The organism is Pseudoalteromonas sp. P1-30 (genome assembly GCF_001400005.1).
GTDB lineage: Bacteria > Pseudomonadota > Gammaproteobacteria > Enterobacterales > Alteromonadaceae > Pseudoalteromonas > Pseudoalteromonas atlantica.
Genome location: NZ_LKBC01000002.1, coordinates 212,665 through 237,957 on the forward strand (window position 1 = coordinate 212,665; position 25,293 = coordinate 237,957).

The window sequence follows — 25,293 nt, forward strand, 5'->3', positions numbered from 1 at the left end:
ACATGCTAGGGGGTTTTAATCATCACTTTGATAAAGCTGGTGTTGCTTAATGTAGTGACTGACAGGTTCGGGTAATAGTTCATTATTTTTATTGGTTTTTTTTAAATGCTCTCGAATAGTGCTTGAGGCGGCATCAAGGGTCTCACCAGATAAAAAATAAAGCTTACCAAAGTTGTGTGTGGCAAGTTGCTGTGGCGCTTCAGTGTGGGCATTACTGACATAGCTTTTAAGCGCCTTATTTGGGTTACATGTTTGCCCCGGGCGATGATAAACCACTATATGGCATAGCTGTGTAATTGCTTGCCATTCATACCATTTGTCGAGGTTATTAAATGAGTCCATGCCCATTAAAAAAAGAATTGGCGTATCTGGGTGCTCAGCTCTTAGTTCTTGTAAACTTAACAATGAGTACGAGGGCCCAGTACGATTAAGCTCTCTTAAATCAAGTGCAAAATGAGGGTAAGGGGCAATAGCGGCATTGAGCATATTAATACGGTGCGCTGTACTTATACCTGGCGCAGCTTTGTGCGCGGGAAGTGCACAGGGCATAAAGTACAACGTGGATAAGTTAAATGTATTTACACACTGTGTGGCCATATTTAGGTGGCCTAAATGCACAGGGTCGAAGGTGCCGCCAAAAATTGCAATCATGTTAAAAATCTTTAGTTAAGTGCGTGGCAAGGCACTGGAATATCAAGCGGCTGGCAAAACTTAATACAAATATGGGCAAGCGCTTGGTAAGGCGCAATTAAGTTACCTTGTTTGTAGCTTGAATCAAACAGTGCAAGCTCACTGCTTATTTGCTCAAGGGTATTAATATTTAAGCGGTTAATCGCATTTTGCACAGGCCCTTGCTGGTTTTTCCAAATACCATTTTTTTTAAATAACTGTGCGATAGGCTCGCCATTTAAAAGCCCTTGCTGAATAGTGAGCAAACTGGTGAGCTCTTTATTTATAGCCCATAAAATACTCACCACTTCGGTGTTATCGCTGGCCAGTTTATTAAGTACCTTAATTGCTTGCTTGGCGTGGCCATTTAATAGGGCATCACTTAAGTCAAAAATATCAAACTTGGCTTGATTTAATAGCCCTTGCATCACGAGTTGCTGGGTTATTAAGGCATTACCATGCAGTAGCGAGAGCTTTTCGAGCTCCTGAAAACACGCTAATAAATTGCCTTCGGTAGCGTTAATTAAGCTCAGTTTTGCTTCGTTTTGCATATTCAGAGAAAGGCGCGCTACTTGTTCATCTAACCAGCGTTTTAAATGATTCCCTGCAAGCGGGTAGCACGGTACAAATACACCGTGTTTATCGAGCGCTTTAAACCAGGCGCCACGTTGTACGTCTTGGCTGGCTTTAGCCCCTTTTACAATTAAAATGGTATCAGGGTTAATTAACTCGACTATTTTTTTAAAGGTATTACTACCTGGGGTGCCAGGTTTTTGTTGGTTTAAATCAAGCTCAATTATAGTGCGCGCACTAAACAAAGACATGCTTTGATATTGAGCTATAATTTCTTGCCAATCAAACCCTTGCATTAGGGTAAATTTAATTACCTCATCAAAGCCTTGGGCTTTTGCTATGTCGCGTATTTGCTGCACACATTGCGCTTCTTGAAACGGTTCTTCACCAAACACTAAATAAAAGGGTTTCAAACCTTTATTTAATTCACTCGGTAACTGATTAGCATAACAGCGCATTATAGTTGCGACAGCTCTCTAACAATACGACCACTGGCTTGCTTACGAATTTCGCTAATAAGCAGCTCAAGCTCTTTTGCTTTTGCAAGTGCGTGATCGGGGTCGTCTTGGTAGTTACGATAAAGCTCAAAGCGTTTTTCTATGGCTTTTTCGCCTGGGCGTTTAACAACATAGCTTACCCCGTAGGCAAGCTCGTATTCAGCCACCTGACCATTTTGAAACAACGACAAGGTTTGGCGCTCAATGCTTTCTTTGCGTAAGTAAAGCTGGGCAACATTTTTAGCCGAAGGTGTCAGTTCTACGTTACTGGCTTTAAGCTCTTTTTTAAGGTTTAAAAATAACGATGATTTTTCATCATCACCTTTAAGTGTAAGCGTTTTAAGGTTATCAGGCAGGCTAGAGGCTTTCTTTAAATGAAAGCCACAGCTAGATAACACAAAACACATTAGCACTAAGGCTAATGTGTTTTTAAGGGTGTTAAAGCTAACCATTTAGTTAGCTACCACGTTAAGTAGTTTACCCGGTACGTAAATAATTTTACGAATGGTTGCGCCATCAGTAAATTTAGTTACGTTAGACTCTGCAAACGCAAGTGCTTCTACCTGCTCTTGTGTTGCATCGGCGGCTACAGTTAGCTTAGCGCGTAGTTTGCCGTTTACTTGTACGATGATTAATTTTTCATCTTCAACAAGGGCAGACTCGTCAACTTTAGGCCAGGCTGCATCTAAAATGTCACCCTCTTTACCAAGCTCTTGCCATAACTGGTGCGATAAATGCGGCGTAATTGGCGCAAGCATAATAAGTAGGGCTTCTAATGCTTCGTTAGCAATAGCAACATCTTGCGTATCGTTTAACGGCGCTTTTAATAACTTATTAGAAAGCTCCATAATGGCAGCAATTGCAGTGTTAAACGTTTGACGACGCTCAATATCATCGCTCACTTTTGCAATGGCTTTGTGTAGCTCACGACGCAGTACTTTTTGTGGGTTACTAAGCGCTGATTTATCAAGTGCTTGGTAGCCAACTGTTTTCACATCTACTGCGTATTTCCAAATACGTTTTAAGAAGCGGTGCGCGCCTTCAACGCCTGAGTCTGACCATTCAAGCGTTTGCTCTGGTGGTGCGGTAAACATCATAAATAAACGCACAGTATCTGCACCGTATTGGGCAATTACTTCTTGTGGGTCTATACCGTTGTTTTTAGACTTAGACATTTTGCTCATGCCCGATGAGAACACAGGTTCACCATCTTCTTTGTGCCATGCTTTAGTTACGCGGCCTTTTTCGTCAGTTTCGGTATTTACATCGCTTGGCGAAATCCATACGTCACCGCCTTTTTCATCTTTACGGTAGAACGTTTCGGCAAGTACCATGCCCTGACAAAGTAAGCGATCGAATGGCTCGTCTGAATTTACTAAACCAAAATCACGTAATAACTTATGGAAAAAACGCGAATACAATAAGTGTAAAATAGCGTGCTCAATACCACCTATGTATTGGTTTACTGGTAACCAATAGTTAGCTGCTGCTGGGTCTAGCATGCCTTCATCGTGACGCGGGCTACAGTAACGTGCGTAGTACCAAGATGACTCCATAAAGGTGTCAAAGGTATCTGTTTCGTGTGTTGCTGGTACGCCATTTACCGTTGCTTTTGCCCATTCTGGGTCTGCTTTGATTGGCGAAGTAACGCCATTCATAACTACATCTTCTGGTAAACGTACTGGCAGCATTTCTTCGGTGGCGGCTAATTCGTTACCGTTTTCGTCGCTCAGCATTGGGATTGGTGAACCCCAGTAACGCTGGCGGCTAACACCCCAGTCACGTAAACGGAAGTTAACTTTACGCTCACCCACACCCAGTGCTTCTAGTTTGTCGGCAATAGCGTTAAATGCGCCTTCAAAATCAAGGCCATCAAATTCGCCAGAATTAACTAACACGCCTTTTTCAGTGAATGCTTCTTCTTTTAAATTTACTTCAAGCTCTGAGCCTTCAACCGGTGCAATTACTTGTTTTATGTCTAGGCCGTATGCTGTGGCAAATTCATAGTCACGTTGGTCGTGAGCAGGTACTGCCATCACCGCGCCTGAGCCGTAATGCATTAATACAAAGTTAGCAACCCAAATTGGAACTTGCTCGCCCGTTAATGGGTGAGTCGCGTAAAAGCCTGTTGCAATGCCTTTTTTCTCCATAGTGGCCATGTCTGCTTCGGCAACTTTGGTGTTTTTGCATTCTTCAACAAACATTGCAATTGCATCGCTGTTTTTAGCGGCTTCTTGCGCAATAGGGTGGCCACCGGCAACGGCTAGGTAAGTTACACCCATAAATGTATCTGGACGTGTAGTGTATACGCTAAACTTTTCATTGTTGTCGGTACGCGTAAACTCAATGTCTAACCCTTCAGAGCGACCAATCCAGTTGCGCTGCATGGTTTTAACTTGCTCAGGCCAGTCTTCTAACTTGTCTAAGTCGTCTAAAAGCTCTTGTGCGTAGTCAGTAATTTTAATAAACCACTGTGGAATTTCTTTTTGCTCAACCACTGCACCAGAGCGCCATCCGCGGCCATCTATAACTTGTTCGTTAGCAAGTACAGTTTGATCAACTGGATCCCAGTTAACCGTTGACATTTTTTTGTACACTAAGCCTTTTTCGTACAGCTTAGTGAAAAACCATTGTTCCCATTTGTAGTATTCTGGGTGACACGTGGCTATTTCACGATCCCAGTCGTAACCAAAGCCTAATTGCTTAAGTTGGTTACGCATGTAATCAATGTTTTCGTACGTCCACTTAGCTGGCGCCGTTTTGTTTTTGATAGCGGCGTTTTCTGCAGGTAAACCAAACGCATCCCAACCCATTGGTTGCATTACGTTTTTGCCTTGCAGGCGCTGGAAACGAGAAACAACATCACCAATGGTGTAATTACGCACATGACCCATATGCAGTCGGCCACTTGGATACGGGAACATAGAAAGGCAGTAATACTTTTCTTTGCTCTCATCTTCGGTGACTTTAAATACCTGGTTTTCTTCCCAGTAACTTTGGACTTTTGACTCTATGTCTTGCGGGTTATATTGCTCTTGCATCTATGATTCCAGACTTCTTGCAAACTAATAAAAAATTGCCGATAGGATACCCCAAATAAAAGCCTAATCACAGCGTATAAGCACGGTTTTGTTAAAATCTCACTTTCAGTGCAGGTTAACCTATACTTATCTATGTTAAAGGCCAACACGCCCTTGATTTTGATGGAGTATAAAATGGCAGATTATAAAACATGGCTTAGCGATTTAACTAATTGGTTAAAAGATGTAAAAGATCACGAAGTAAAAGATGCAATGACCCGATTTGTTGAATCTGAGCAAGCACTTAAAGACCTAGGCAAAGAAAAATACGGACTCTATAAAAGTTATTTGCAGCGCGACATAGAACACGTTCAAGAAAACGAATCGCACTATAATTCGCTTGCATGGCAAGAGCTTAAAGAGTCGTTATGGTATGAGCTTTCACACATAGAGGACAAAACCCAGCTTGAATGGCAGTCCCTTAGTCAAGATTTTAAGCACAATGGGATGTATCACGCAGGCGAATGGATAGCCATGGGCACATTAGTATGTAAGAATTGCACCCATAGTTTTGATATTTATCACGCTACACAAATTACACCGTGCATTGAATGTGATGGTATTTATTTTAGCCGTAAGGCATTACAACCCTAAATATATGTATTAAGTGGCTTGTAGGCCACTTAATACGCCCAAAGCCAGCGAGTATGTTGGTACAAAAAGAAGTTAGAATGACGAAAAAACTGCTGCCATTATCTGTTTCAAAGCTCGCACCGAGCATTTCTACTAATCACGTTAGCACGTGTATGAGCAATCCATACCCAGAGCAACTTACCTTTATAGGCCAACAACGCGCCCAAAGTGCGCTCGACTTTTCACTTGGGATGGAGCTGCCAGGCTACAATGTTTATGTAATGGGTGAGGCCGCGCATGGCCGATTTACACTCGTAAAAGACAAACTTAAACAGCACGCAAAAGATCGCCCCACACCTAACGAGTGGTTGTATGTTAATAATTACGACGACCACCGCGAGCCAATTGCGCTATTTATGCAAGCAGGGCAAAGCAAGCAATTAAGTGACGACATAGACTCATTTTTAGATGAAGTACTCGACACCTTTCCGGCAGCGTTTGATAACCCAGCTTATCAACGCAAAAAAAAGTCAATCGAGAGCGAATTTAACGACGCTTACGACAGCGCTATTACCGCAGTAGAAGAAATGGCGCTTGAGCAAAGCGTAGCGCTAATAGAAGAGAAAAACGCCGTAGGTTTTGCGCCTTTAGTTGAAGGCAGACAGTTAAGCGATAACGAATTTGCCGCCCTAGATGAAGAGCTTCGTGATGAGTTTTTTGAAAAAATAGAAAAACTAGAAGATGCCTTAATTGAAGCGCTGATTGAGCTGCCACGCTGGAAACGCGAATCAAAAGAAAAACAGCGTAATCTAAAAAAGGCCACAGCCGAGCAAGCTACAAAGCCATTATTAAAAGACTTAGAGCATAAATACGCTGCACATATTGGAGTGCTGCGCTACTTAAAAGATATTCGCGTAGAAATAATTGATGCAGTACTTGAGTGGCTAGACGATGAAGATGAAAGCGAAGAAAGCAAAGAAGACTTTGACCGTAAAGGCATGCTTACCGACTTTTTTGCGCCTAATATTTTAGTTGAATTTAAAGAAGACGATGCCGCACCTGTGGTGTATGAGCCAAACCCAACCTTTGGCAATATATTTGGCAAAATTGAGTATTCAACATCGCAAGGCTCGCTTATAACCAGTTACCGCTCTATACAGCCTGGTGCATTGCACCGTGCAAATGGCGGTTACTTAATTATGGATGCCGAAAAAGTAATGGCCAACCCGCAAGTGTGGGATGGCTTAAAGCTTTCGCTTAAAACGCACCAAATTAAAAACGACCTACCGTATCAAGACAGCTCAGTAGGCAGCAGCTTTACACTGCGCCCGCAATTAATTCCTCTTGATGTAAAAATTATTTTATTAGGCTCGCGCGATTTGTATTACACCATAGGTGAGTACGATGAAGAATTTGCAGAGCTGTTTAGAGTACTTGCCGACTTTGATTACTATTTACCAAGTAGCGATAAGCTTCAGTACCAATTTATTACTAAAGTGAGTGAGTACTGCCAGCAAACGTTAAAGTGCACAACCACAGAGGCCGCCATGGTGCGGTTACTTAAATTTAGCTACCGCCAAGCAGAGCACCATAATAAATTATCGGCGCGCTTTGCCGATGTGCTTGAACTGGTGGCTGAGGCCAGCTTTTACGCCAAGCAAGATAAGCAAACACTGATTGATGCGCATCATATTGATGAAGCCATTGAAGGTAAGCAGTACCGCACCGGCCAAATAAGCGAAAACATGCTAAGCGATATAAAAGAAGGCCACACGCTTATTGCCACACAAGGTCAAGCCATTGGTAAAGTAAACGGCTTAACAGTGCTGCACATTGGCGATACGTCGTTTGGTACACCCGCACGCATAACCGCCACCGTATATGCCGGCGCCGATGGTGTAATAGATGTTGAGCGTGAAGCCGAGCTAGGTAAAGCAATTCACTCAAAAGGTGTAATGCTACTTACCGGTTATTTAGGTAACAAATACGCCCAGCACTTTAGTTTAACGCTAAGTGCTAACATAGCTATAGAGCAAAGCTACGGTTATATAGATGGCGATAGCGCCTCACTTGCTGAGTTATGTGCGCTTATATCGGCTATTACCAGTTTGCCTATTAGCCAGTCTATTGCCCTTACAGGCTCTATTAACCAACACGGTGATGTGCAAGCCATTGGCGGCGTAAACGAAAAAATAGAAGGCTTTTTTAAGCTGTGTAAAATGCGCGGCTTAACAGGCGAGCAAGGCGTTATTATTCCAAAATCTAACCAAGTTAACTTAGTACTTGATGATGAAATACTTGAAGCGGTTGAGCGCGGTAAATTTAATATTTACGCAGTAGAAACTGTAGACCAAGCACTTAACTTATTAATGGATATTGATGCCGGCGATATTATTGACGGCGAATACCCAGAAGATTCTGTTAACGGTATTGCTTTAGCACGCTTAAAAGATATAGCCGACATAGTTAATGGCGATAGCGAAGAAGATAAAGAAGCCGATGAAGATGAGGAAAAACACTAAATGATCAATATAATTTTAGCGGTGATCATCGCTATATTTTGTTTTTTAATTTTTCAAAATAGTAAAAAAGCAAAGCAACAAGCTGGCATTAACGCGCAAATTGAAGCCGACTACCTTGTCGCTAACGCAAAAGTAGAGGGCGTAATAGAAACCGCCTCAGGCTTACAGTACAAAGTGCTGCACAAAGGTGAAAGCGAAAATACACCTAACCCTACTAGTAAAGTAAACGTGCATTACCACGGCACGTTAATAGATGGCACCGTATTTGACAGCTCAGTAGAGCGTAAAACGCCAATAAGCTTTGGTTTAAATCAAGTTATTAAAGGCTGGACCGAAGGCTTACAACTTATGAGCCCAGGCGATAAATACATATTTTATGTACCGCACCAATTAGCCTATGGCGAAAAGCGAGTGGGCAGTATTCCACCTGCATCACTGCTTATTTTTGAAGTAGAGCTTTTGGCTATTGAGTCTTAATACACGCGTAAAAAAGTGTTATTAACTTTATAAAAAACCCGTTAGCTAACGGGTTTTTTATTGCGTGTTTTTTTAAGTTATTTAAGTTATTTAATATTAAAACCAATTCGCTTAATTAAGTATTATTGCGGTTTGGTATAACTTTAATTATTTGGCCACTGTTGCCATAGAAAGCTTATTAAGCACCACAGCTATTTTATTAAGCACTTCTTCGCAGCCTTTTATATTGTGGCGTTCTTGCAAATAAGTGGGGCTGTTGTAGGTAAGCCAAACTTGGCCATTCTTGTCTTGAGATATATGTACTTTTTGCGGTAAGTCTATCGCCACACTTTGCTGGCACTGCATTAACGGTGTGCCTACCTTTGGATTACCAAAAATAATCACTTCACTTGGGGCCAATTCCATATCAACATTTTGAGCGTTTTTTTGATGATCTACCCGCGCAAAAATGGTTATCCCTTTGTTACTGGCTATTTTTTCAAAACGGTTAGCCGTTTCTTGAACAGAATAATTACTTTGAAAACGTACTAAGCTGTCGTTCGCACTCGCCACGGCCGTGGCCGAGAGTAAAATAACCCCTAAAAACAGTCGGTTTAACATGGTTTGCTCCTCATAAAAAGGCTGATACCAATTCGCTTAATTAAGCGGTTTATTTTGAGGCTGGAAAAACGTGTTGATAGCTAGGCAAAAAATTCGCTGGTAATTGCTCCTGTATTGCGCTACCTTCTGCATCCATGCAGTCGTAAATGAGCATTTTTTAACGCAAGTAGCGACACGTTTAGCCCCACAAAATGATTAAGTATTAATGCGAATTGCTATTATAAAGCGTATGAAAAATACACACTATCTGAGTTCTTTATTTGGTTCAACACTGGGCAAAGGGAATATGTATAAAACGTGAGCATAAAAGTCTTTAAGTACCTATTTTAGTTGCGATTAATTCGAAAAATAAGGATGAATATGAAATTATTTGCATTGCATATGGTAATGATAGTCGTTATCATTCGCGGCGTTTTATACACCTCTTTTCAGGATCAACATGTTTAACCAAAAATACTTGGCGCTTAGTATTGCTGCGTCTTTTTCTGCTTTTTCTAATGTGGCATTTGCCGAGCAAAATAACGAAATTGAAACAATAGAAGTAACAGGCCGCGCTCAGCAGTTTTACCTAGAAACCGAAAGTAAAATTGGCACTAAAACGGATTTAGATCTTATTAAATTACCGCAATCTGCGCAGGTATTAACCGAGCAGCTTATTATTGACCAAGCCGCGCGCGATATTACCGATTTATACCGCTCAATAGCCGGGGTAAGTGAGTACAGTTATTCGGGCGTTACTTTTCGTGGATTTAGAGACGATGCCAATGTATTTTACGATGGCGTACGCGGCGACCCGTACTCGGGCTTTGGTGTACCACAATTATTTAATGTTGCACGTGTAGAAGTATTAAAAGGCCCTGCCTCTGCGTTATATGGTGGTGGTGAGCCAGGCGGTATGATCAACTACGTGACTAAAAAGCCAAGTTATACGCAAAGTAAAGAGCTAAAACTAACGCTTGGCAATTACAACACACATGGTGCCTCACTTGATATGACCGGCGGTTTAACCGACACCATGGCATACCGAGTAGGTGGTTATTATGAAGAGCAAGACAGCTTTCGTAATAATGCAGATTCAAAAAACAGTGAGTTTACCGCTGGTTTATTATTTGATTTAACCGATTCAACCACACTAACCACCACAGTTGATTACATCAAGCAAGACTTAGGCGGTAATCGTTTACGTGGTGTACCGGTAGATGACAACGGCAACTTTTTAGTTGACCCTAGTTACAACGCAAATGAAGCATTTGACTACCAAGACATGGAAGCGTTAGTGCTGCAAGCCGAGTTAAAGCATTACTTTAATGATGATTTTTCTGTAAGTAGCACACTGCGTTACATGGATAACGAACGCGACCAAGCCTACCATGAGTCACAAAGCTGGGTAGATGTAAACGGCGATGGTGAAGCAAACATTGATGACGAAACCATTAAACGCGAATACCGAAAGCAATACCGCGCCAACGAAGAAACAAGTTTAACCACCGACTTTATTTATAGCTTTGAGCAAGGCCAATTAGCACACCAAGTATTATTTGGTGGCGACTACCACATAGTTGATACAGAGTACGATTACTTACGCGCCCGTTATGAAGCGGATGGCGTGGCTAACTTAAACATATTTGACTTAAATTACGGCGAAACCGACCCAAGTACTTATAACCTTACCGACATGAACCGCGATGGTGTTGAATCCGACCGTTTTGGCGTATACGTACAAGATGTTGTAAGCATTAACGAGCAATGGACCGTGATTGCTGGCCTGCGTTACGATTATTTTAAAGAGCTAAATAAAGAAACTGGTTACAGTTACTCAGATAACGATGTAACACCGCGGGTGGCCGTTACATACCAACCTGTTAAAAATACCTCGTTATACATAAACTACTCAGAAAGCTTTAACCCAGTATCGTCGGGTGACCAAGAAGATGTAGAAGGCGAGGGTAACTTAACGCCAGAAACCGGTAAACAAACCGAAATTGGTATGAAAAACCAATGGCTAAATGGCAAAATTATGAGCACCTTTGCTATTTACCAAATTAATAAAGAAAACGTAGTAATGAGTAACCCCGACGACACTGGCGCGGGTGACGGCATTGCAGCACTTTTAAATATTGGTGAGGTAGAAAGCCGCGGGTTTGAAACAACGCTGGTGGGCGATTTAACCGAGCACTGGACGCTAACCGCTAACTACGCCTACAACGATACATTGGTTGTTGAAGGTGTAACCGGCGATACTATTTCAAGCACCTACGGTGATGGCTCTCGCTTTGCTAATGCGCCGCGCCACCAAGCTGGTTTATGGTCGCGTTTTGCGCTTGATAGCATCGACTCGTCTATAGCATTTGGCGCAAATTACGTAAGCGAGCAAATAAGCCAAGATGGCCAAAAAGTTAAACCCTTTACTGTATTTGATATGAGCTGGACTACGCGCTTTGACGATGTGTTATTAAGCGTAAATATTAATAATATATTTGATAAAGAATACGCAGTAAGTGGCTTTAGTGAGCGTAACGGTCACTTCCCAGGCAGCCCACGAGAAATAGTAGGCCAAGTAACCTATAAATTTTAAAGCAATTTAAGCGCGAGCTTATCTCGCGCTTATTTTTTATCGCTATTAAAATTAGCGGCTTCTTGCGCTGTGTTAATAGCTGTAATAGGGAAGGGGATCACAATACCTTCTTGGTTATAGCGTTTGTGTAGCGCTTTAATAAAAGCAGATTTAACCCAAAACCGATTAAAGTACTCTTTTGCGCGCAGCATTACGGTAAAATTAATGCTTGAGTTATCAAAGGTATTGTAATCATCAACCCCCCATTCATGGTCAATTAGTACTTGGCGCGCAACTTCTAGCGTTACTTGCTCTACAAATTCTAGGTCTGAGCTGTAGTGAACGCTTACATCAACAGGTACACTCAGTTCTTTTTCGGGATAAAAGTAATTAATAATACGCGATTTAGAAAGCTGACTATTAGGGATAATAATCATATTATTTGGCAGCATTTTAACCCATGTAGAGCGCCAACCAATTTTCTCTACAAAGCCTTGCTCCTTTGACTCAAGCTCAATAAAATCCCCCACCCGTATGGGTTTATCTATAACAAGTTGTACGCCCGAAAAAAAGTTTTCAAGGGTGGGCTGCAGGGCAAGTGCCACCGCTAATGACGTAATACCTAACGAGGCAATTATAGGCGTAATAGAAATACCCAAGGTGCCTAACAGCACTAAAGCCCCGACCGATAAAACGCTTACCCTAATAATGCCTTTAATAATACTTTGCGAGTTAAAAATTACCGCCGACTCTTTGCTGTAGTAATTAATGGTGCCCACAAAAAAGCGGTCAAAAAATAAAATAATAGCCACTAAGCCCAAAATAATATTAATGGTCGAAAACGAAATATAGCTCGCAACCGGCTCGCCTTGTATTAACAACCCTTGCTCTATAATGGTGAGTAGCACAATAATTGTGCAAAGGGTGAGCGGTTTAGAGATAGAGGCGATAAGTAAGCTATCGAATATAAATTTAGTGTGAGAGGTCCACTTTTTAAGCCAGTACATTATAAAAAAGCGGATGCAAAACAAAGCTATAGTTATAGAAACTAAACAAATAGCAATAACAACCCAAGGTTGCTCTGTTAGGTTGTAAAAAGTAGTAGCAGACATTACTTACCTCTCTTTTATAAACTTAAAAGAGTAGGCAGCAAGTTATGTACCTATATGAATAGTTAGCCAAGGCAAGGAAAGAGAGGCTATTTAAATAGCGTTAAACTGGCAAGCTAATACCTGCCAGTTTTAATGAAGGACTAAGGCCGTATATATTTCGAAGTTAAATTTATACTTTTTTAGCTATCCACATACCGCCAAGTACGGCTGCAAAAAATAACCAAAATTCCATTTTAAGTGAAGTAAGTTGCACAAGGCCCGGGCCTGGGCATATGCCGCTTAATCCCCAGCCCAAACCAAACAGTACAGAGCCAGTGATTAGCCGAGGGCTAATGTTTTTGACATCACTTAAAGTAAACGTTTCACCAAGCAGTGGTTTATCTTTTTTGGCAACCCAAAACCATGCCAGCATCATTATTCCCATAGCCACAGCCATTACAATAATTAAACTGCCATCCCATTGATTTTGAAAATTTAAAAAGTTAAGTACTTTGTCGGGGTTTGTCATACCACTAATGATAAGCCCTAAACCAAATATAAATCCTAAAATAACATGAATTACTGCTGTCATTTTTTTAACCTACTAGGTTTGCTGTAATTATAGCCACGGCCATAAATGTACATGTTGAAACCCACGAACGGGTAGAAAAACGCGACATACCACATACGCCATGGCCACTTGTACAGCCATTAGCTAATGAGGTGCCCATACCGACAAGTAGCCCAGCTACAACTATAAGCACAGGCGATAAGCTCAGCTCACCTTCTAATAAAGACGGCGCAAATATACGCACCGCAATACCGGCTAATAATAGCCCTACAATAAAGTATAATTTCCAACGCGACTCAGCCGTTTGCTTATTAAAAACAGATTTAACAATGCCTGATATACCGGCTATTTTTCCGTATAAAACCAGTAATAGTGCGCACGCTATTCCTATTAAAGCACCCCCTATAGCTGCCGCTATTGGCGTAAACTCTGTAACCATTTTATATTCCCCAAACAACCGACACACCTAGGCCTGATTGCTCCATTTCAATTGATACTTGTTGGTTTGGCGCTAAGTAGTTAGCACCCGATACTTTTTTAGCTGGCGAGTAAAAAGCCATTGCATTTAATTGTACCGTGTTACTAATAGAATGGCTAAACCCCGTAGTAAAATGCCATTCTTGCACACCTGGCGCTAAAATATTAAGTAAAACGTTTGATGAAGGAATAGGTTGCTCTGTATACGAAATACCAAAGCGAATTTTTTGTTTTGCTGTACGCTGCCACTGATAGCCAAGTTTATAAATGGTCATATCGTCCCAACCAAAACCTGCGCCTGCATCGGCACCTAGTGGAGCCGACATTAAATTATCAATCGGGTTAGCAATGCTGTTTACTTCACTGTAATTAATTTTTTGCCAATCAAATACAAGCTGGTTGTTTGGCGTAATTTTATAAGCTGCGCCAATTTGAAGCGAACTAGGTAAATCAAATCCACCTTGCTCTGCAAACAAACCTTTATAGCTATCAAACTCTTGCATAGATACTGATGAGCGGTAACTTGCTCCCCAGCTTAATGACGAGTTTATATCTTGGCTAATACCTAATTGAATACCTAAGCCTGTGCTGGTGTCGGTACCATTATTGGTAAGGGCTTGGGGCGATTGCGAAAAAGGCGCAAAGTTTCCTAGGCCTGTAGCTTTAAACTGCTGCACTGCATAAATTGGTGATACACCAAGGCGTATTTGCTCGTTAAGTTTGTAGCTTATTGTTGGGCTAATAAACATTTGCTTTAAATCAACACCCGTAGTGCCAGCATAAAATGTGCCTTCAGGCTCTGAATCGGCGCTGTAGTCGGTGTTCATACCGCCATTACCATAAACTAATAAGCCAATACTTACTTTGTCATTAAGCTGGTGGCCAATAGCAAATTCAGGAATAGCAAATAAAGTGTTATCACTTTTTTGGGTTTTTGCTTGCAGGTAGAATGCGTCAGGGTAAAAGGTATCTACATCGGATGCTGAGTATTTTCGATCAGGCGAAAAAAGCTCTAAGCCCACAGATAATTGCGTGCCATTTGCTAAAAAGGTAGCAGGGTTATTAGCGCCAGACATTAACTCTTCAGATAGCGCAACACCCGCACCCGCCATGCCTTTGTGGGTCATGCCATAACCATGAGTAAAATACCCATTGGTAGCAAATGCGTTAAACGAACCTAAAGTAAGGGTTAGGGCCAAACCAGATACTAACTTATTTTTCATTTTGATAGACATACGTAGTGGGAAAACGCGGACAATAGCTAATTTTCTATATTCAAAAAAGGAATTTAAATCGATTACTTATAGTAAAAAGGAATACTGAACGAGAGGGGTAAGCCAATGTTTAGTGCAGTAATTATTAGATGGTTTAATACTGATATTAAATCAATCATTTACCTAAAAAACACAAAGCGGTGAAAAGGGTTCACCGCTTTCAGGACTAATTACATAGACTCAAGTGTTTTACCACGGGTTTCTGTAATGTATTTAGCCACAAAAAATATGCTAATAAGTGCCGATAAAGCATAAAAGCCGTACGCACCTGCAAGGCCAATGTTAGCCAGCATAATAGGGAAGGTCATGGTAATGGCAAAGTTAGCAATCCACTGCGCGCTTGCAGCAACAGCAAGCGCTGCCCCACGAATACGGTTATTAAACATTTCGCCTAATAACACCCACACAACAGGGCCCCAACTTAAACCAAAAAATACCACAAATAAATTAGCCATAATAAGCGCAAACGTACCCATGTTATCGCTAAGTACAAGCTTGCCTGCTTCATCAAGGCCTGCGCTGCCAAATATATAAGTAAGCGCGCTTAAGCTGATAAACATACCAATACTGCCTACTAATAGCAGCGGTTTACGGCCAATTTTGTCAACAAGGGCAATAGCAATAAAGGTCGATACAATATTAGTCGTCCCCGCTAATACATTTATAAATAACGATTGCGACTCATCAAACCCAGCAGCTTGCCAAAGCTCAGAGCCGTAATAAAATACCACGTTAATACCTACAAATTGCTGAAACACACTCAGCGCAACACCCGCCCATACAATCGGGTGTACTTTTTTACTGCCATCAATAAATAAATCGCGAATACTTGGCTTTTTATCGCTGCGTAAGGAGCTTTTAACATCGCTTATTTGCTCAGCAACGTTGTCGTTCGAAATTTTACTAAATACTGTTTTTGCATCGTCTACTTTACCTTGCGCCACTAAATAACGAGGCGACTCAGGAATAAACAACACACCCACTAAAAACAGTATTGCAGGCACAAGCTCAGCCCAAAACATCCAACGCCAAGCGGCTATATCAAGCATTAAAATATTTTGCGCACTACCTGCTGCATCAGCAATTAAATAGTTACTTAAAAATGCAGCAAATAAACCCAATACAATAGCGAGTTGTTGTAATGTAGCTAAACGACCACGAAGGGCTGGTGGTGCAACCTCTGCAATATAAGCCGGCGCTAATACCGATGCAGCACCAATACCTAAGCCACCAAATAAGCGGTAAAAAATAAACTCGGCCGAGCTTTCGCTAATGCCCGAACCAAACGCACTAATGGCAAAAATAATCGCGGTGATGATCATAATTGCACGGCGACCAAACTTATCAGCCAGCGGCCCCGCAGCAAGTGCACCTAAGGCACAGCCAAGTAATACAGACGCTACGTTAAAGCCCGTAGCCACACTGCTTGAATTAAACGCATTACCCAGTGCCGACACCGTGCCGTTAATAACACCCGAGTCAAAACCAAATAAAAAGCCACCAATAGCAGCCACGGCAGAGATAAAAATTACGTAAAAAAGAGAGCATGTGCCCAATGTGTGCGCCGAGCTATTACTGCTCGGCGAGAGAGGTGATGTCATAATTGTGTGTCCTGGTTTTTATTATTGTGTACTTTACTATATTGAGACGTGTGGTGCTGCGTATTTTAAACGAATTTTATCTGGGCTAACTCTTTCATAAGCAATATTAAAATTATTGTTTAATACTTCTAGCAGTCCTTTAATATCGCCCGTTTTGAACATGCCAGCTACTTGTACTTTTTTGAGACGGTCATCCTCTGAAAGCTCGAAATCTATATTTGTATAGCGGCTGATTTCAGCCATGGCTTCAGCAAGTGATTCACCTCTAAATATTAAGCTACCTTTACGCCACGATAATCTAGCGGCTACATCCATAGGATCAACTTTTTCGGCCGCTTTAGCAATTTTGCCTTTGAAGCTTAAATCAAGTTTTTCTCCCTTTGACACCGAAGTTGAACTATTTGATAAATACTGACCTTGTTTATTAGTCCCTTGGGAAAGATTTGGTAACGGTTTGGTACTTTGCTCTGCAACAAGGACTTTGCCATCTGTCACAATCAGTTCTATTTGCTTTTGACCTACTTCTACATTAAATGCAGTACCAACAGCCTGAATAACTTTATCACCAGCGATAACACTTAAAGGGCGCATTTTATCGTGAGCTACGTCTATATGAATTTCGCCACGCAGTAAATTTATTACGCGAGCGTGTTGGGTGTACCTCACTTGAACAAAGCTATTTGTGTTTAAGGTGATTTTACTTTTATCAGAAAGCAGTATGTCCTTACTTTCACCTACGTCGGTTTGAAAATTAAGCTGTTTAGCAACCACAGCTGATTGATTAACCGGGTAAAAAAATGAAAAGTTAAACGCTTCTTGAAAAAAGCTAAGTGCAACAGCTAATAAAATAGATGCAGCTGTTGCACCTAACCACACAGGGAGGCGTTTTTGTTTTACTGGTGTTTGTGGAAACAGATCTGACAAGCGGCTGAGGTCGTCCATTTTGTCCCACAGCTGTGCTACTTCAAGTAACACCTCTACATTTTTATAAGATTGTGACAACCATTGCTTTAACGCTTGTTCTTCGAGCTTAGACAGTCCACGATCAAGTTTAGCCAGCCACTCACTTGCTTTATCAAGGCGCGCATCGTCGCTAGTGTTTCGTTCGTTTATAGGATGAACATTACTCATTCCTCCCTCCTGCATTTAGCTGCGAAGAAGTATTTGGTTGCCCATAAACACTTTTTGTAGATTGACGCATAAATTGCGTACAACGTTTCATGCCTGTTGCTATATGTTTTTCCACGGTACTTTCACTAAGGTTTAATTGAGCAGCAATCTCTCGCTGCGAATAACCATACACTTTTTTTAATACAAACACTTTACGGCACTGCACGGGTAAAAGCCGTATGGCTTCACAAAAATTAGAAAATTCACTATCGGTGAGTGCTTTTTCGTACATTTCGTCTTGCTGGTGTTCCGCTAAGAGTTGCTCTAACGCTTCCATGTTGTCGATCCCATCGACTAGGCGTATATTGGCTTGCTTTTGGTAATCGAGCGCTAAATTTCGCGCCGTTTTATAAATAAAAGATTTTGGTGAGCTTATGTTTTCAGTGTTTTTAATCTGACAAATTCGCACATAAGTTTCTTGCACTATATCTTCAATTTCATGTGGCGGCACTATACGTGCAACTACATTTGAGAGACTTTTGCGCGAGGCCAAATAGACCTTATAAAAAAGTGTGTCTTTCGTCATTTAGTGTGTGTCTCGTGTGTGTGTTTACGGCAATTATTGTTATTGTTTTGCCAATACAAACTAAGACGAATGGTAAGAAAAAATCCGCCATTAAATTTAAAAAATAAATAAGTTTTTTTATTTTTAAATTTAATGTTCACTAACCGCAAAGGGCATAAAGCTTGTAATGTAAAGGCGAAGTGTACTACAGTTTTTGCCATTATAAATACCTTACTAGGTACTGACTCTGTACTTTAGAAACTTTAACTTTTTAATTAATAAGTAAAAAACTGCAATGTGGACTGTATTTTTAAATGTTTAAAAATACAGTTAAAAGCGCAAACAATAAAAATAATAAAGGCATAAAAAAAATTAGCATGGCTAGTCAAAAAAATAATTTATTAAAAAAAAATAAAAAAAAATTATGGAGGAAAATAAAAAGTCACTCGTCTTTGTTCTGTGTATGGCCAAAAACTATACACAAGGAATATTTACATTTGCCGCTATGTTTACCGCTTTATGCGCTGGTTTTTAGCTTACTCACCACCGAGGTAAAAGCGAGCGCTGTAAACGATAAAGCTGTGTTTAATATTCCAAGACAAAGGGCCGATTTATCGCTAATAAATTTTGCCGAGCAAGCCGATATTACTTTGCTTTTTCCGCTGGATAAAATTCAGCAGTTACAAACAAATACTATTGCTGGCGAGTATTCAATAATAAACGCATTACAGATTTTACTCGATGGCACAGGGTTGCAACCGCATGTTAGCGAAGATGGGCAAATATCTATTTTAATAGACCCAAGTTTCGAGAGAACTGACAACATGGCTAACTATAAAAAAAATGGCGTGTCCAGTGCTGTACTAGCTGTACTAAGCACAATGGCAACGCTCCCTGCAGTGGCAGAGACAGCAGCACAAGAACCAGAAATAATTGAAGTACGCGGGATCAGAGGCTCGCTTGGCCGAGCTATGGATGCCAAAAGAGAAGCGGGCGGCGTGGTCGACTCCATTTCAGCAGAAGATATTGGTAAATTTCCTGACACAAATTTAGCTGAGTCTTTACAGCGAATTACGGGGGTTTCAATAGACCGTTCAGGCGGTGAAGGGCAGCTTATTACGGTGCGTGGTTTTGGCCCGCAGTTTAATACTGTGCTTGTAAATGGTCGCCAAATGGCCTCTGAAAATCAAAGCCGTGCGTTTAGCTTTGATACTATTGCATCAGAGCTAGTTAAAAGCTTAGATGTATTTAAAACCTCAACAGCCACTATGCAATCTGGTGGTATTGGCTCAACAGTAAATGTAAATACTGCGCGACCATTTGCGATTAGCGGTTTTAAAGTGGCAGGTAGCGTTAAGGGTATTTACGATGAAAATAGCGAAGAAACTACACCTGAAATTTCTGGATTAATTAGTAATACATTTAATGATGACACATTGGGTGTTTTGTTCGCTGTTTCTCGCCAAGAGCGCGAAACACGCTTAAACCAGGCGCAGGTAGACGGCTGGTTAGAAAATGTGGGCGTCCCAAACCCGCAAACTCAAAGCGGGCAAGCATACACCGGTAATATTTTTTCGCCGCGTAATTACGATCATAAAGTAACAACAGAAACACGTACACGTACCAATGCAAACTTAGTAATACAGTACGCACCTTCAGATGATTTAGTTATCACTGCTGATGCGCTCTATTCTGATTTTGATGTAGAAGCAGACACAACGTCTTATGGGCATTGGTTTACAGCGCCAAACTTAGAAGGCTTTGGCGGCGCTGCAGGGCCAACTGTTGATGAAAATGGCACTGTGGTTGATTTATATCAAGAGGTAGGCCTTGCCACCGATATGCACGCTAAAAAGTTTGATCGTTTAACTAACTCTAGCGCATTAGGTTTAAACTTTGATTGGCATGTAAACGATAACTTAAATATGAAGTTTGATTTAAGCCACTCAAAAGCTGAGCGTGAGGCTAATAATGGTGGCGGGGATCAGTTATCGTTGATTGGCTATGCTAACCGAGTTCGATTTGAAGTGGATGGCGGTATTTTACCTTATGCGAGTGAGTTTGCCTCTGCTAACCCTAACATTTATAGCGGCCAGCAAGAGCTGGACGGTGTTGCTTATAACCCTGCAGTTACACCAGATGGCGTATCAAACCATTTAGATACAGCCAATAGCCGAGCACATGTAATGCTACGCCGTGGTTGGGCTGTAGAAGATACCGTGGATCAGTTTCGTTGGGATAGCATTTGGCATAACGATGGTACATCAGGCCTAGTCTCGGTCAAATTTGGTGCTATGTATTCAACTGAAACTAAAAACCTTGATCGTTGGGATAACGAAGGTGTTGGTATTCACTGTACTTTTTGTGGTTACCCAGATAACCCAAGTATGGATGGCTTAGCGCAATTTGTATTTGACGCAGGGGATGACTTTTTATCTGATGTGAGCGGCAGCGGTCGTATGCCAACGTCATGGCTTGCACATGATGGTGAGGCAAACTTTGCGTACCTTGAGCAAATAGCTGCAGCGAATGGTCAGCCTATTAGTTTTGATGCAGTTAAGCGTAATAAGTCGTTTGAGATAACTGAAGATACTTTCTCGTTTTATACAGAATTTGATTTTGAAGCTGAACTTGCAGGCATGCCTTTATACGCAACAGCCGGCTTTAGATACGAAAGCACCGATGTAGAAGTAAAAGGCACAGACGAGCCAGTTAGTGCATTAACGATCTTAGATAAAACGGAAATGCTTGCTAACTTTGGCGCCGTAGAAAATATTTCAGCAAGTTCAGATTACGAAGCGATTTTACCTAACTTTAGTGTAAAGCTTGAAATAAGTGATGAGCTAATAGCACGTGCTGCTGTATCACAAACAATTACACGACCAACACTCGATAGTATGTCGCCTGTAACTGTAATCGAAACAACTCGGCAGGGGGGCAATTTAACATCAAGCTCTGGTAACCCTGAACTTGAACCGTTTACCTCTGATAACTTAGATTTATCATTAGAGTGGTATTACGCTGATGCCAGTTATTTATCCGCTGGTTACTTTAGAAAGAATGTTGCTAACTTCATTATCAATACCACTGAAGATTTAACCTTTGAATTGTCTGGTGGCGGATTGTTGACTGACCCTTCAACAGGTAACGATGTAGATAACCCTGATGCAGCCGACTCAACGGCTGTATTTACAAACACCTTACCAAATAATAGCGAATCGGCGATTGTTGATGGCTGGGAAATAGCCTTACAGCATAGTTTTGACAGTGGCTTTGGCTTTATAGTTAATGCAACATTTGTAGACAGTGATGCAGAGCTAGACCCTGCAGATATAACTCAAGTATTTGCATTAACAGGCTTAAGCGACTCTTATAATGTGGTTGGCTTTTATGAGAATGGACCATTTCAAGCGCGTTTAGCCTATAACTGGCGCGATAGCTTCGTACAGTCACTTACACAGCTAAATGGTGATGGTGTGACAATTGTGGAAGATTACGCACAACTTGATGCTAGCGGCAGCTATGACATTACCGAAAATGTATCGGTATTTTTTGAAGGTATTAACTTAACCGAAGAATATGTGCACAAGCGTGGTCGTTTTTCTAATCAATTATTATTGGTTGAAGATAGCGGACGACGTTTTGCGTTAGGTATTCGCGGTAGTTTTTAACTTTAATTAATAAAGTGGCTTTTACATTTAGTAATAGCCACTTTTTAAATATGCCTTTATAGGTAACAAGTATGAACCAGCAAAATAAAAAAATAAAAACAGTGGTTGTCGTTGGTGGTGGTATAGCGGGCTGGCTAACAGCCGGACGATTAGCGGCGCACCATAAAAGTAATACCCCCAATGGTCTTAATGTTGTGCTAGTTGAATCTCCAAATGTACCAATTATAGGTGTTGGTGAAGGCACTTGGCCTACCATGCGTAGTACATTAATAGCACTTGGTATTAGCGAAACCGACTTTATACGTGAGTGCGAAGCAAGCTTTAAGCAAGGTGCAAAATTTGCCAAATGGGTGGATGGCAGCAATGATGATTTTTATTATCACCCATTAGTTTTGCCACAGGGCTTTTCAAAAACAGATATGGCAGGGCATTGGTTAAATAACACCGCTGAGTCAACGTCTTTTTCAAATGCAGTGTGTTACCAAGAAGCTATTTGTGAGCAAGGGCTTGCTCCTAAAACAATTCGCACCCCAGAATATGCTGCCTTAGCCAATTATGCCTACCACTTAGACTCGGCAAAATTTGCCGTTTTTTTACAAAAACATTGTACGCAGGAGCTTGGCGTTAAACATTTTTTAGCTGATGTAACACAGGTCAATAGTGCTAAAAATGGCGATATTGCAAGTGTTACCACAAAGCAACAAGGTGAAATTAGCGGTGATTTATTTGTCGATTGTACCGGTTTTTCATCATTGTTATTAGGCGAGCATTATAAGGTTCCTTTTATGCCTTGCGATGATGTGCTGTTTATCGATACCGCCTTAGCAGTGCAAGTCCCCTATGAGAATGAAGATGAGAGCATTGCGTCTCACACAATTTCAACAGCGCAAGAAGCAGGCTGGATATGGGATATAGGGTTACAACACCGCCGTGGGGTAGGTTATGTGTATTCGAGTAAATACAGTAGCGAAGCACAAGCACGAGAAAAGCTTAAAGAGTATGTTGGCGATAAAATAGAGTCGTCAACAATTAGAAAAATCCCTATTAAAAGTGGCCATCGCTCACACTTTTGGCAGAACAACTGTGTTGCGGTAGGGCTTTCGGCTGGCTTTTTGGAACCGCTTGAAGCTTCTGCATTGGTATTAGTAGAAATGTCAGCGCAAATGATAAGCGAACAACTCCCCCACACCCGCGATATTATGGATATTACCGCCAAGCGCTTTAATGAGACGTTTAGCTACAGGTGGGAAAAAATAATCGACTTTTTAAAGTTACACTATATTTTATCAACCCGTGACGATAACGCATTTTGGCGTGATAACAGAGACCCAAAAACGATTCCTCAAAGCCTACAAGATCTAATGAAATTATGGCAATACCGCGCCCCTGCTGACTATGACTTTACAAGTAACAATGAGGTGTTTCCAGCGGCGAGTTATCAATATGTTTTATATGGTATGGGCTTTAAAAGTGACTACAGCACAACTTCCTATATGCTTAAAGACACTGATTTTGCTAAAAGTCAGTTTGATAAAAATAAAAGCATGATAAACCAAGCAGTCACTAACTTACCTAGTAACCGAGAATTGTTAAATAAAATTAAGAGTCATGGCTTTAGCACTATTTAGCTTAAAAATTTACACATAAAAACAATAAAGAGACACGCATGGAAAATTTAGTCGCATTAGAGCAAAGTGCTCATCAGCATATAAAAATAGACACACAAAAAGCACAATCACACGCTGAAAACATTAATATGATCCCTGTTGTTATGGCAGAACTTAATCAAATTGCCGTTCAGCAGCCTATAGTTTTTGCAAAAAACTCAGAAACAGGGGAGTTTACACTCAATGCTTTATTAGGCTTTGAGCAACATGAGAACTTGTTTTATCAGCACTCGCAGTGGCAGGGAGTATATTTACCGCTTCAGTTACAGCGTCAGCCATTTTTTGTTGGTGATACTCATGCAAAGCAAACTCAATACCCTGTGTGTATTAATTTAAATAGCCCAGCAGTCATTAATAACCAAGCGCAAAGCCAGAATGATTTAGAACCAATTTATACCCAAAACGCAGAAGAAAGTGGTTATTTTAAAAAAATAAAGCAGTGTTTAGGGCATTTACTACAAGGCGAAATAGACAATAAAAAGTTAATAGATACCTTGTTACAGCATGAGCTACTGCAGCCATTATCGCTTGAGGTAACGTTTCAGAACCGTCAAAAAACAAAGTTAAACGGCTTATACACTATTAATCAAGAAAGACTCGCACAACTTGATAGTGATAAAATTACGCTTTTACATCAACGCGCTTTATTACCCGCTATTTATACTGTTATAACCTCGCTTGGCCAAATATACCCATTGATTGAGCGTAAAAATGCGGTGCTTAATTTAGCCGATGATTGATTTTACACTTAACAAAAATATGGTGTTACAGATACACACTGTTGGGGAAGAGCAAACCCCAATTATTGTTATTAATGATTTTGTAAATAATGTAGATGCACTTATTAATTTTGCTGTGTTTTCTCAAAACGCCAGAGAAACATTTTGCGCACAAGAAAGTGATTTTTATCCAGGAGTAAGAAAAGCAGCACCGCTTAGTTATATCGAGCGGTTAAAAGACCTTGCGCCAATTATTAATTCACACTTTGATATGACAGATAAAAGCGAGTTTGATGTAATACTTTCTGCTTTTTCAATTGCATGCACTGAACCTGATGAGCTAAGGCCAATACAAATGCTCCCTCATTTTGATACACCTAATATGAATCAACTTGCTATGGTGCACTTTTTATGTGATGAAACGCATGGTGGCACTTCATTTTACAAGCATAGAGCCCTAGGGTATGAACGCATAACAAAAGAGCGACTTATGCCATATAGGCAAACTATTAAGCAGCAAGCCATGGCGCAAAAGCTTCACAAAAACCCACATTATATAAATGGCAGTACAGCTTTGTTTGAGCAAGTTTACAGTGTAGAGGCAAAGTTAAATCGGGTTGTTATATACCCAAGCAACTTATTGCACTCTGGTAATATAAATGCGGCTAACGATTATGTATGCGATCCAATTAATGGGCGTTTAACTATTAGTAGCTTTGCTGTTTTACGTTAGCTTTTTATTACCTGCTAAAACTTTCAAAGTACTCTTTTTGCAATGCTATAGTCAGTGCTTTAGGGCGAATACCTTGTACACTTTATCTTTTGTGTAACCTGCCGAATTTAAAATAAGCGCAGCGACTAACGCTGTGCGGCCATATTGATATTACCCATTTTCTTTTACATTAAAAGTTGAATATATCCCCTGAAAGCTGGTTAAAACTAATTAACCAATTAGCACGCGTAATTTATAGCGCAGTTTAGCTTATTCAATTAAAGTGGCTA

The 25,293-nt window shown here is 40.8% G+C and carries 20 protein-coding genes and 1 pseudogene; 8 read left to right on the plus strand and 13 right to left on the minus strand.

What is annotated here, in order from left to right; all coding sequences use genetic code 11:
- Positions 1-15: 15 nt before the first annotated feature.
- The 4 genes from nadD to leuS are packed head-to-tail and all read right to left on the minus strand — an operon-like array spanning position 16 to position 4,780.
- Positions 16-651, minus strand: coding sequence for a nicotinate-nucleotide adenylyltransferase (gene nadD, locus AN395_RS04465; protein ID WP_054982219.1), 636 nt, complete (start codon positions 649-651; stop codon positions 16-18).
- 11 nt (positions 652-662) lie between these two features.
- The gene (gene holA, locus AN395_RS04470) at positions 663-1,700 is read right to left on the minus strand and encodes a DNA polymerase III subunit delta (protein WP_054982220.1); all 1,038 of its coding nucleotides are present in this window, start codon (positions 1,698-1,700) and stop codon (positions 663-665) included.
- Positions 1,700-2,191 (minus strand): LPS assembly lipoprotein LptE, encoded by a 492-nt coding sequence (lptE, locus tag AN395_RS04475; RefSeq protein ID WP_024033758.1) that lies wholly within the window; start codon positions 2,189-2,191, stop codon positions 1,700-1,702. Before lptE ends, holA begins: the two co-directional genes overlap by 1 nt.
- The gene (gene leuS / locus AN395_RS04480) at positions 2,192-4,780 is read right to left on the minus strand and encodes a leucine--tRNA ligase (RefSeq protein WP_029772179.1); all 2,589 of its coding nucleotides are present in this window, start codon (positions 4,778-4,780) and stop codon (positions 2,192-2,194) included.
- 174 nt (positions 4,781-4,954) lie between these two features.
- Here leuS and AN395_RS04485 point away from each other — a divergent pair, with 174 nt between their 5' ends.
- From AN395_RS04485 to AN395_RS04495, 3 genes are all read left to right on the plus strand, one after another.
- The gene (locus tag AN395_RS04485) at positions 4,955-5,413 is read left to right on the plus strand and encodes a zinc ribbon-containing protein (RefSeq protein WP_004585924.1); all 459 of its coding nucleotides are present in this window, start codon (positions 4,955-4,957) and stop codon (positions 5,411-5,413) included.
- 77 nt (positions 5,414-5,490) lie between these two features.
- A complete protein-coding gene (locus AN395_RS04490; RefSeq protein ID WP_029772178.1) occupies positions 5,491-7,914 on the plus strand; it encodes a Lon protease family protein in 2,424 nt (807 codons plus the stop codon).
- On the plus strand, positions 7,915-8,391 hold the full coding sequence (locus AN395_RS04495; RefSeq protein ID WP_029772177.1) for an FKBP-type peptidyl-prolyl cis-trans isomerase: 477 nt from the start codon (positions 7,915-7,917) through the stop codon (positions 8,389-8,391).
- A 147-nt stretch (positions 8,392-8,538) separates the two neighbouring features.
- Here AN395_RS04495 and AN395_RS04500 read toward each other — a convergent pair whose 3' ends face one another.
- Entirely contained in the window at positions 8,539-8,991 is a 453-nt protein-coding gene (locus tag AN395_RS04500; protein ID WP_054982222.1) for a DUF302 domain-containing protein, read from the minus strand.
- Positions 8,992-9,430: 439 nt separating this feature from the next.
- On the opposite strand from AN395_RS04500, the gene AN395_RS04505 reads away from it, so the two are divergent.
- Positions 9,431-11,566: a TonB-dependent siderophore receptor gene (locus AN395_RS04505; protein WP_054982223.1), complete on the plus strand. Its 2,136-nt coding sequence runs from the start codon at positions 9,431-9,433 to the stop codon at positions 11,564-11,566.
- Between the two features lie 29 nt (positions 11,567-11,595).
- On the opposite strand, the gene AN395_RS04510 is transcribed toward AN395_RS04505, so the two are convergent.
- The 7 genes from AN395_RS04510 to AN395_RS04540 form a co-directional block, all read right to left on the minus strand.
- Positions 11,596-12,657, minus strand: a complete 1,062-nt coding sequence (locus tag AN395_RS04510) for a mechanosensitive ion channel family protein (protein ID WP_054982224.1) — start codon at positions 12,655-12,657, stop codon at positions 11,596-11,598.
- Between the two features lie 169 nt (positions 12,658-12,826).
- On the minus strand, positions 12,827-13,228 hold the full coding sequence (locus tag AN395_RS04515) for a DUF6691 family protein (RefSeq protein WP_029772173.1): 402 nt from the start codon (positions 13,226-13,228) through the stop codon (positions 12,827-12,829).
- Positions 13,229-13,232: 4 nt separating this feature from the next.
- Complete coding sequence (locus tag AN395_RS04520) at positions 13,233-13,646, minus strand: YeeE/YedE family protein (RefSeq protein ID WP_054982225.1); 414 nt, start codon at positions 13,644-13,646, stop codon at positions 13,233-13,235.
- A 1-nt stretch (position 13,647) separates the two neighbouring features.
- Positions 13,648-14,907 (minus strand): OmpP1/FadL family transporter, encoded by a 1,260-nt coding sequence (locus tag AN395_RS04525; RefSeq protein ID WP_024033748.1) that lies wholly within the window; start codon positions 14,905-14,907, stop codon positions 13,648-13,650.
- A 221-nt stretch (positions 14,908-15,128) separates the two neighbouring features.
- Positions 15,129-16,559, minus strand: coding sequence for a sugar porter family MFS transporter (locus tag AN395_RS04530; RefSeq protein ID WP_054982226.1), 1,431 nt, complete (start codon positions 16,557-16,559; stop codon positions 15,129-15,131).
- A gap of 36 nt (positions 16,560-16,595) precedes the next feature.
- The gene (locus AN395_RS04535; protein ID WP_054982227.1) at positions 16,596-17,690 is read right to left on the minus strand and encodes a FecR family protein; all 1,095 of its coding nucleotides are present in this window, start codon (positions 17,688-17,690) and stop codon (positions 16,596-16,598) included.
- Entirely contained in the window at positions 17,683-18,255 is a 573-nt protein-coding gene (locus AN395_RS04540; RefSeq protein WP_024033745.1) for an RNA polymerase sigma factor, read from the minus strand. The genes AN395_RS04535 and AN395_RS04540 overlap by 8 nt, the downstream gene beginning before the upstream one ends.
- 356 nt (positions 18,256-18,611) lie before the next feature.
- Here AN395_RS04540 and AN395_RS04550 point away from each other — a divergent pair, with 356 nt between their 5' ends.
- From AN395_RS04550 to AN395_RS04565, 4 genes are all read left to right on the plus strand, one after another.
- Entirely contained in the window at positions 18,612-21,905 is a 3,294-nt protein-coding gene (locus AN395_RS04550) for a TonB-dependent receptor (protein WP_200910441.1), read from the plus strand.
- Positions 21,906-21,976: 71 nt separating this feature from the next.
- Complete coding sequence (locus AN395_RS04555) at positions 21,977-23,533, plus strand: tryptophan halogenase family protein (protein WP_054982228.1); 1,557 nt, start codon at positions 21,977-21,979, stop codon at positions 23,531-23,533.
- A gap of 38 nt (positions 23,534-23,571) precedes the next feature.
- Positions 23,572-24,312: a SapC family protein gene (locus AN395_RS04560; protein ID WP_054982229.1), complete on the plus strand. Its 741-nt coding sequence runs from the start codon at positions 23,572-23,574 to the stop codon at positions 24,310-24,312.
- Positions 24,305-25,024 carry a DUF6445 family protein gene (locus AN395_RS04565; protein ID WP_054982230.1) on the plus strand — a complete coding sequence of 240 codons (720 nt, stop codon included), beginning with the start codon at positions 24,305-24,307 and terminating at the stop codon, positions 25,022-25,024. The genes AN395_RS04560 and AN395_RS04565 overlap by 8 nt, the downstream gene beginning before the upstream one ends.
- 7 nt (positions 25,025-25,031) lie before the next feature.
- Here AN395_RS04565 and AN395_RS19610 read toward each other — a convergent pair.
- Positions 25,032-25,165 (minus strand): annotated as a pseudogene (locus AN395_RS19610) (protein phosphatase); the annotation flags it as partial.
- Positions 25,166-25,293 lie beyond the last annotated feature (128 nt).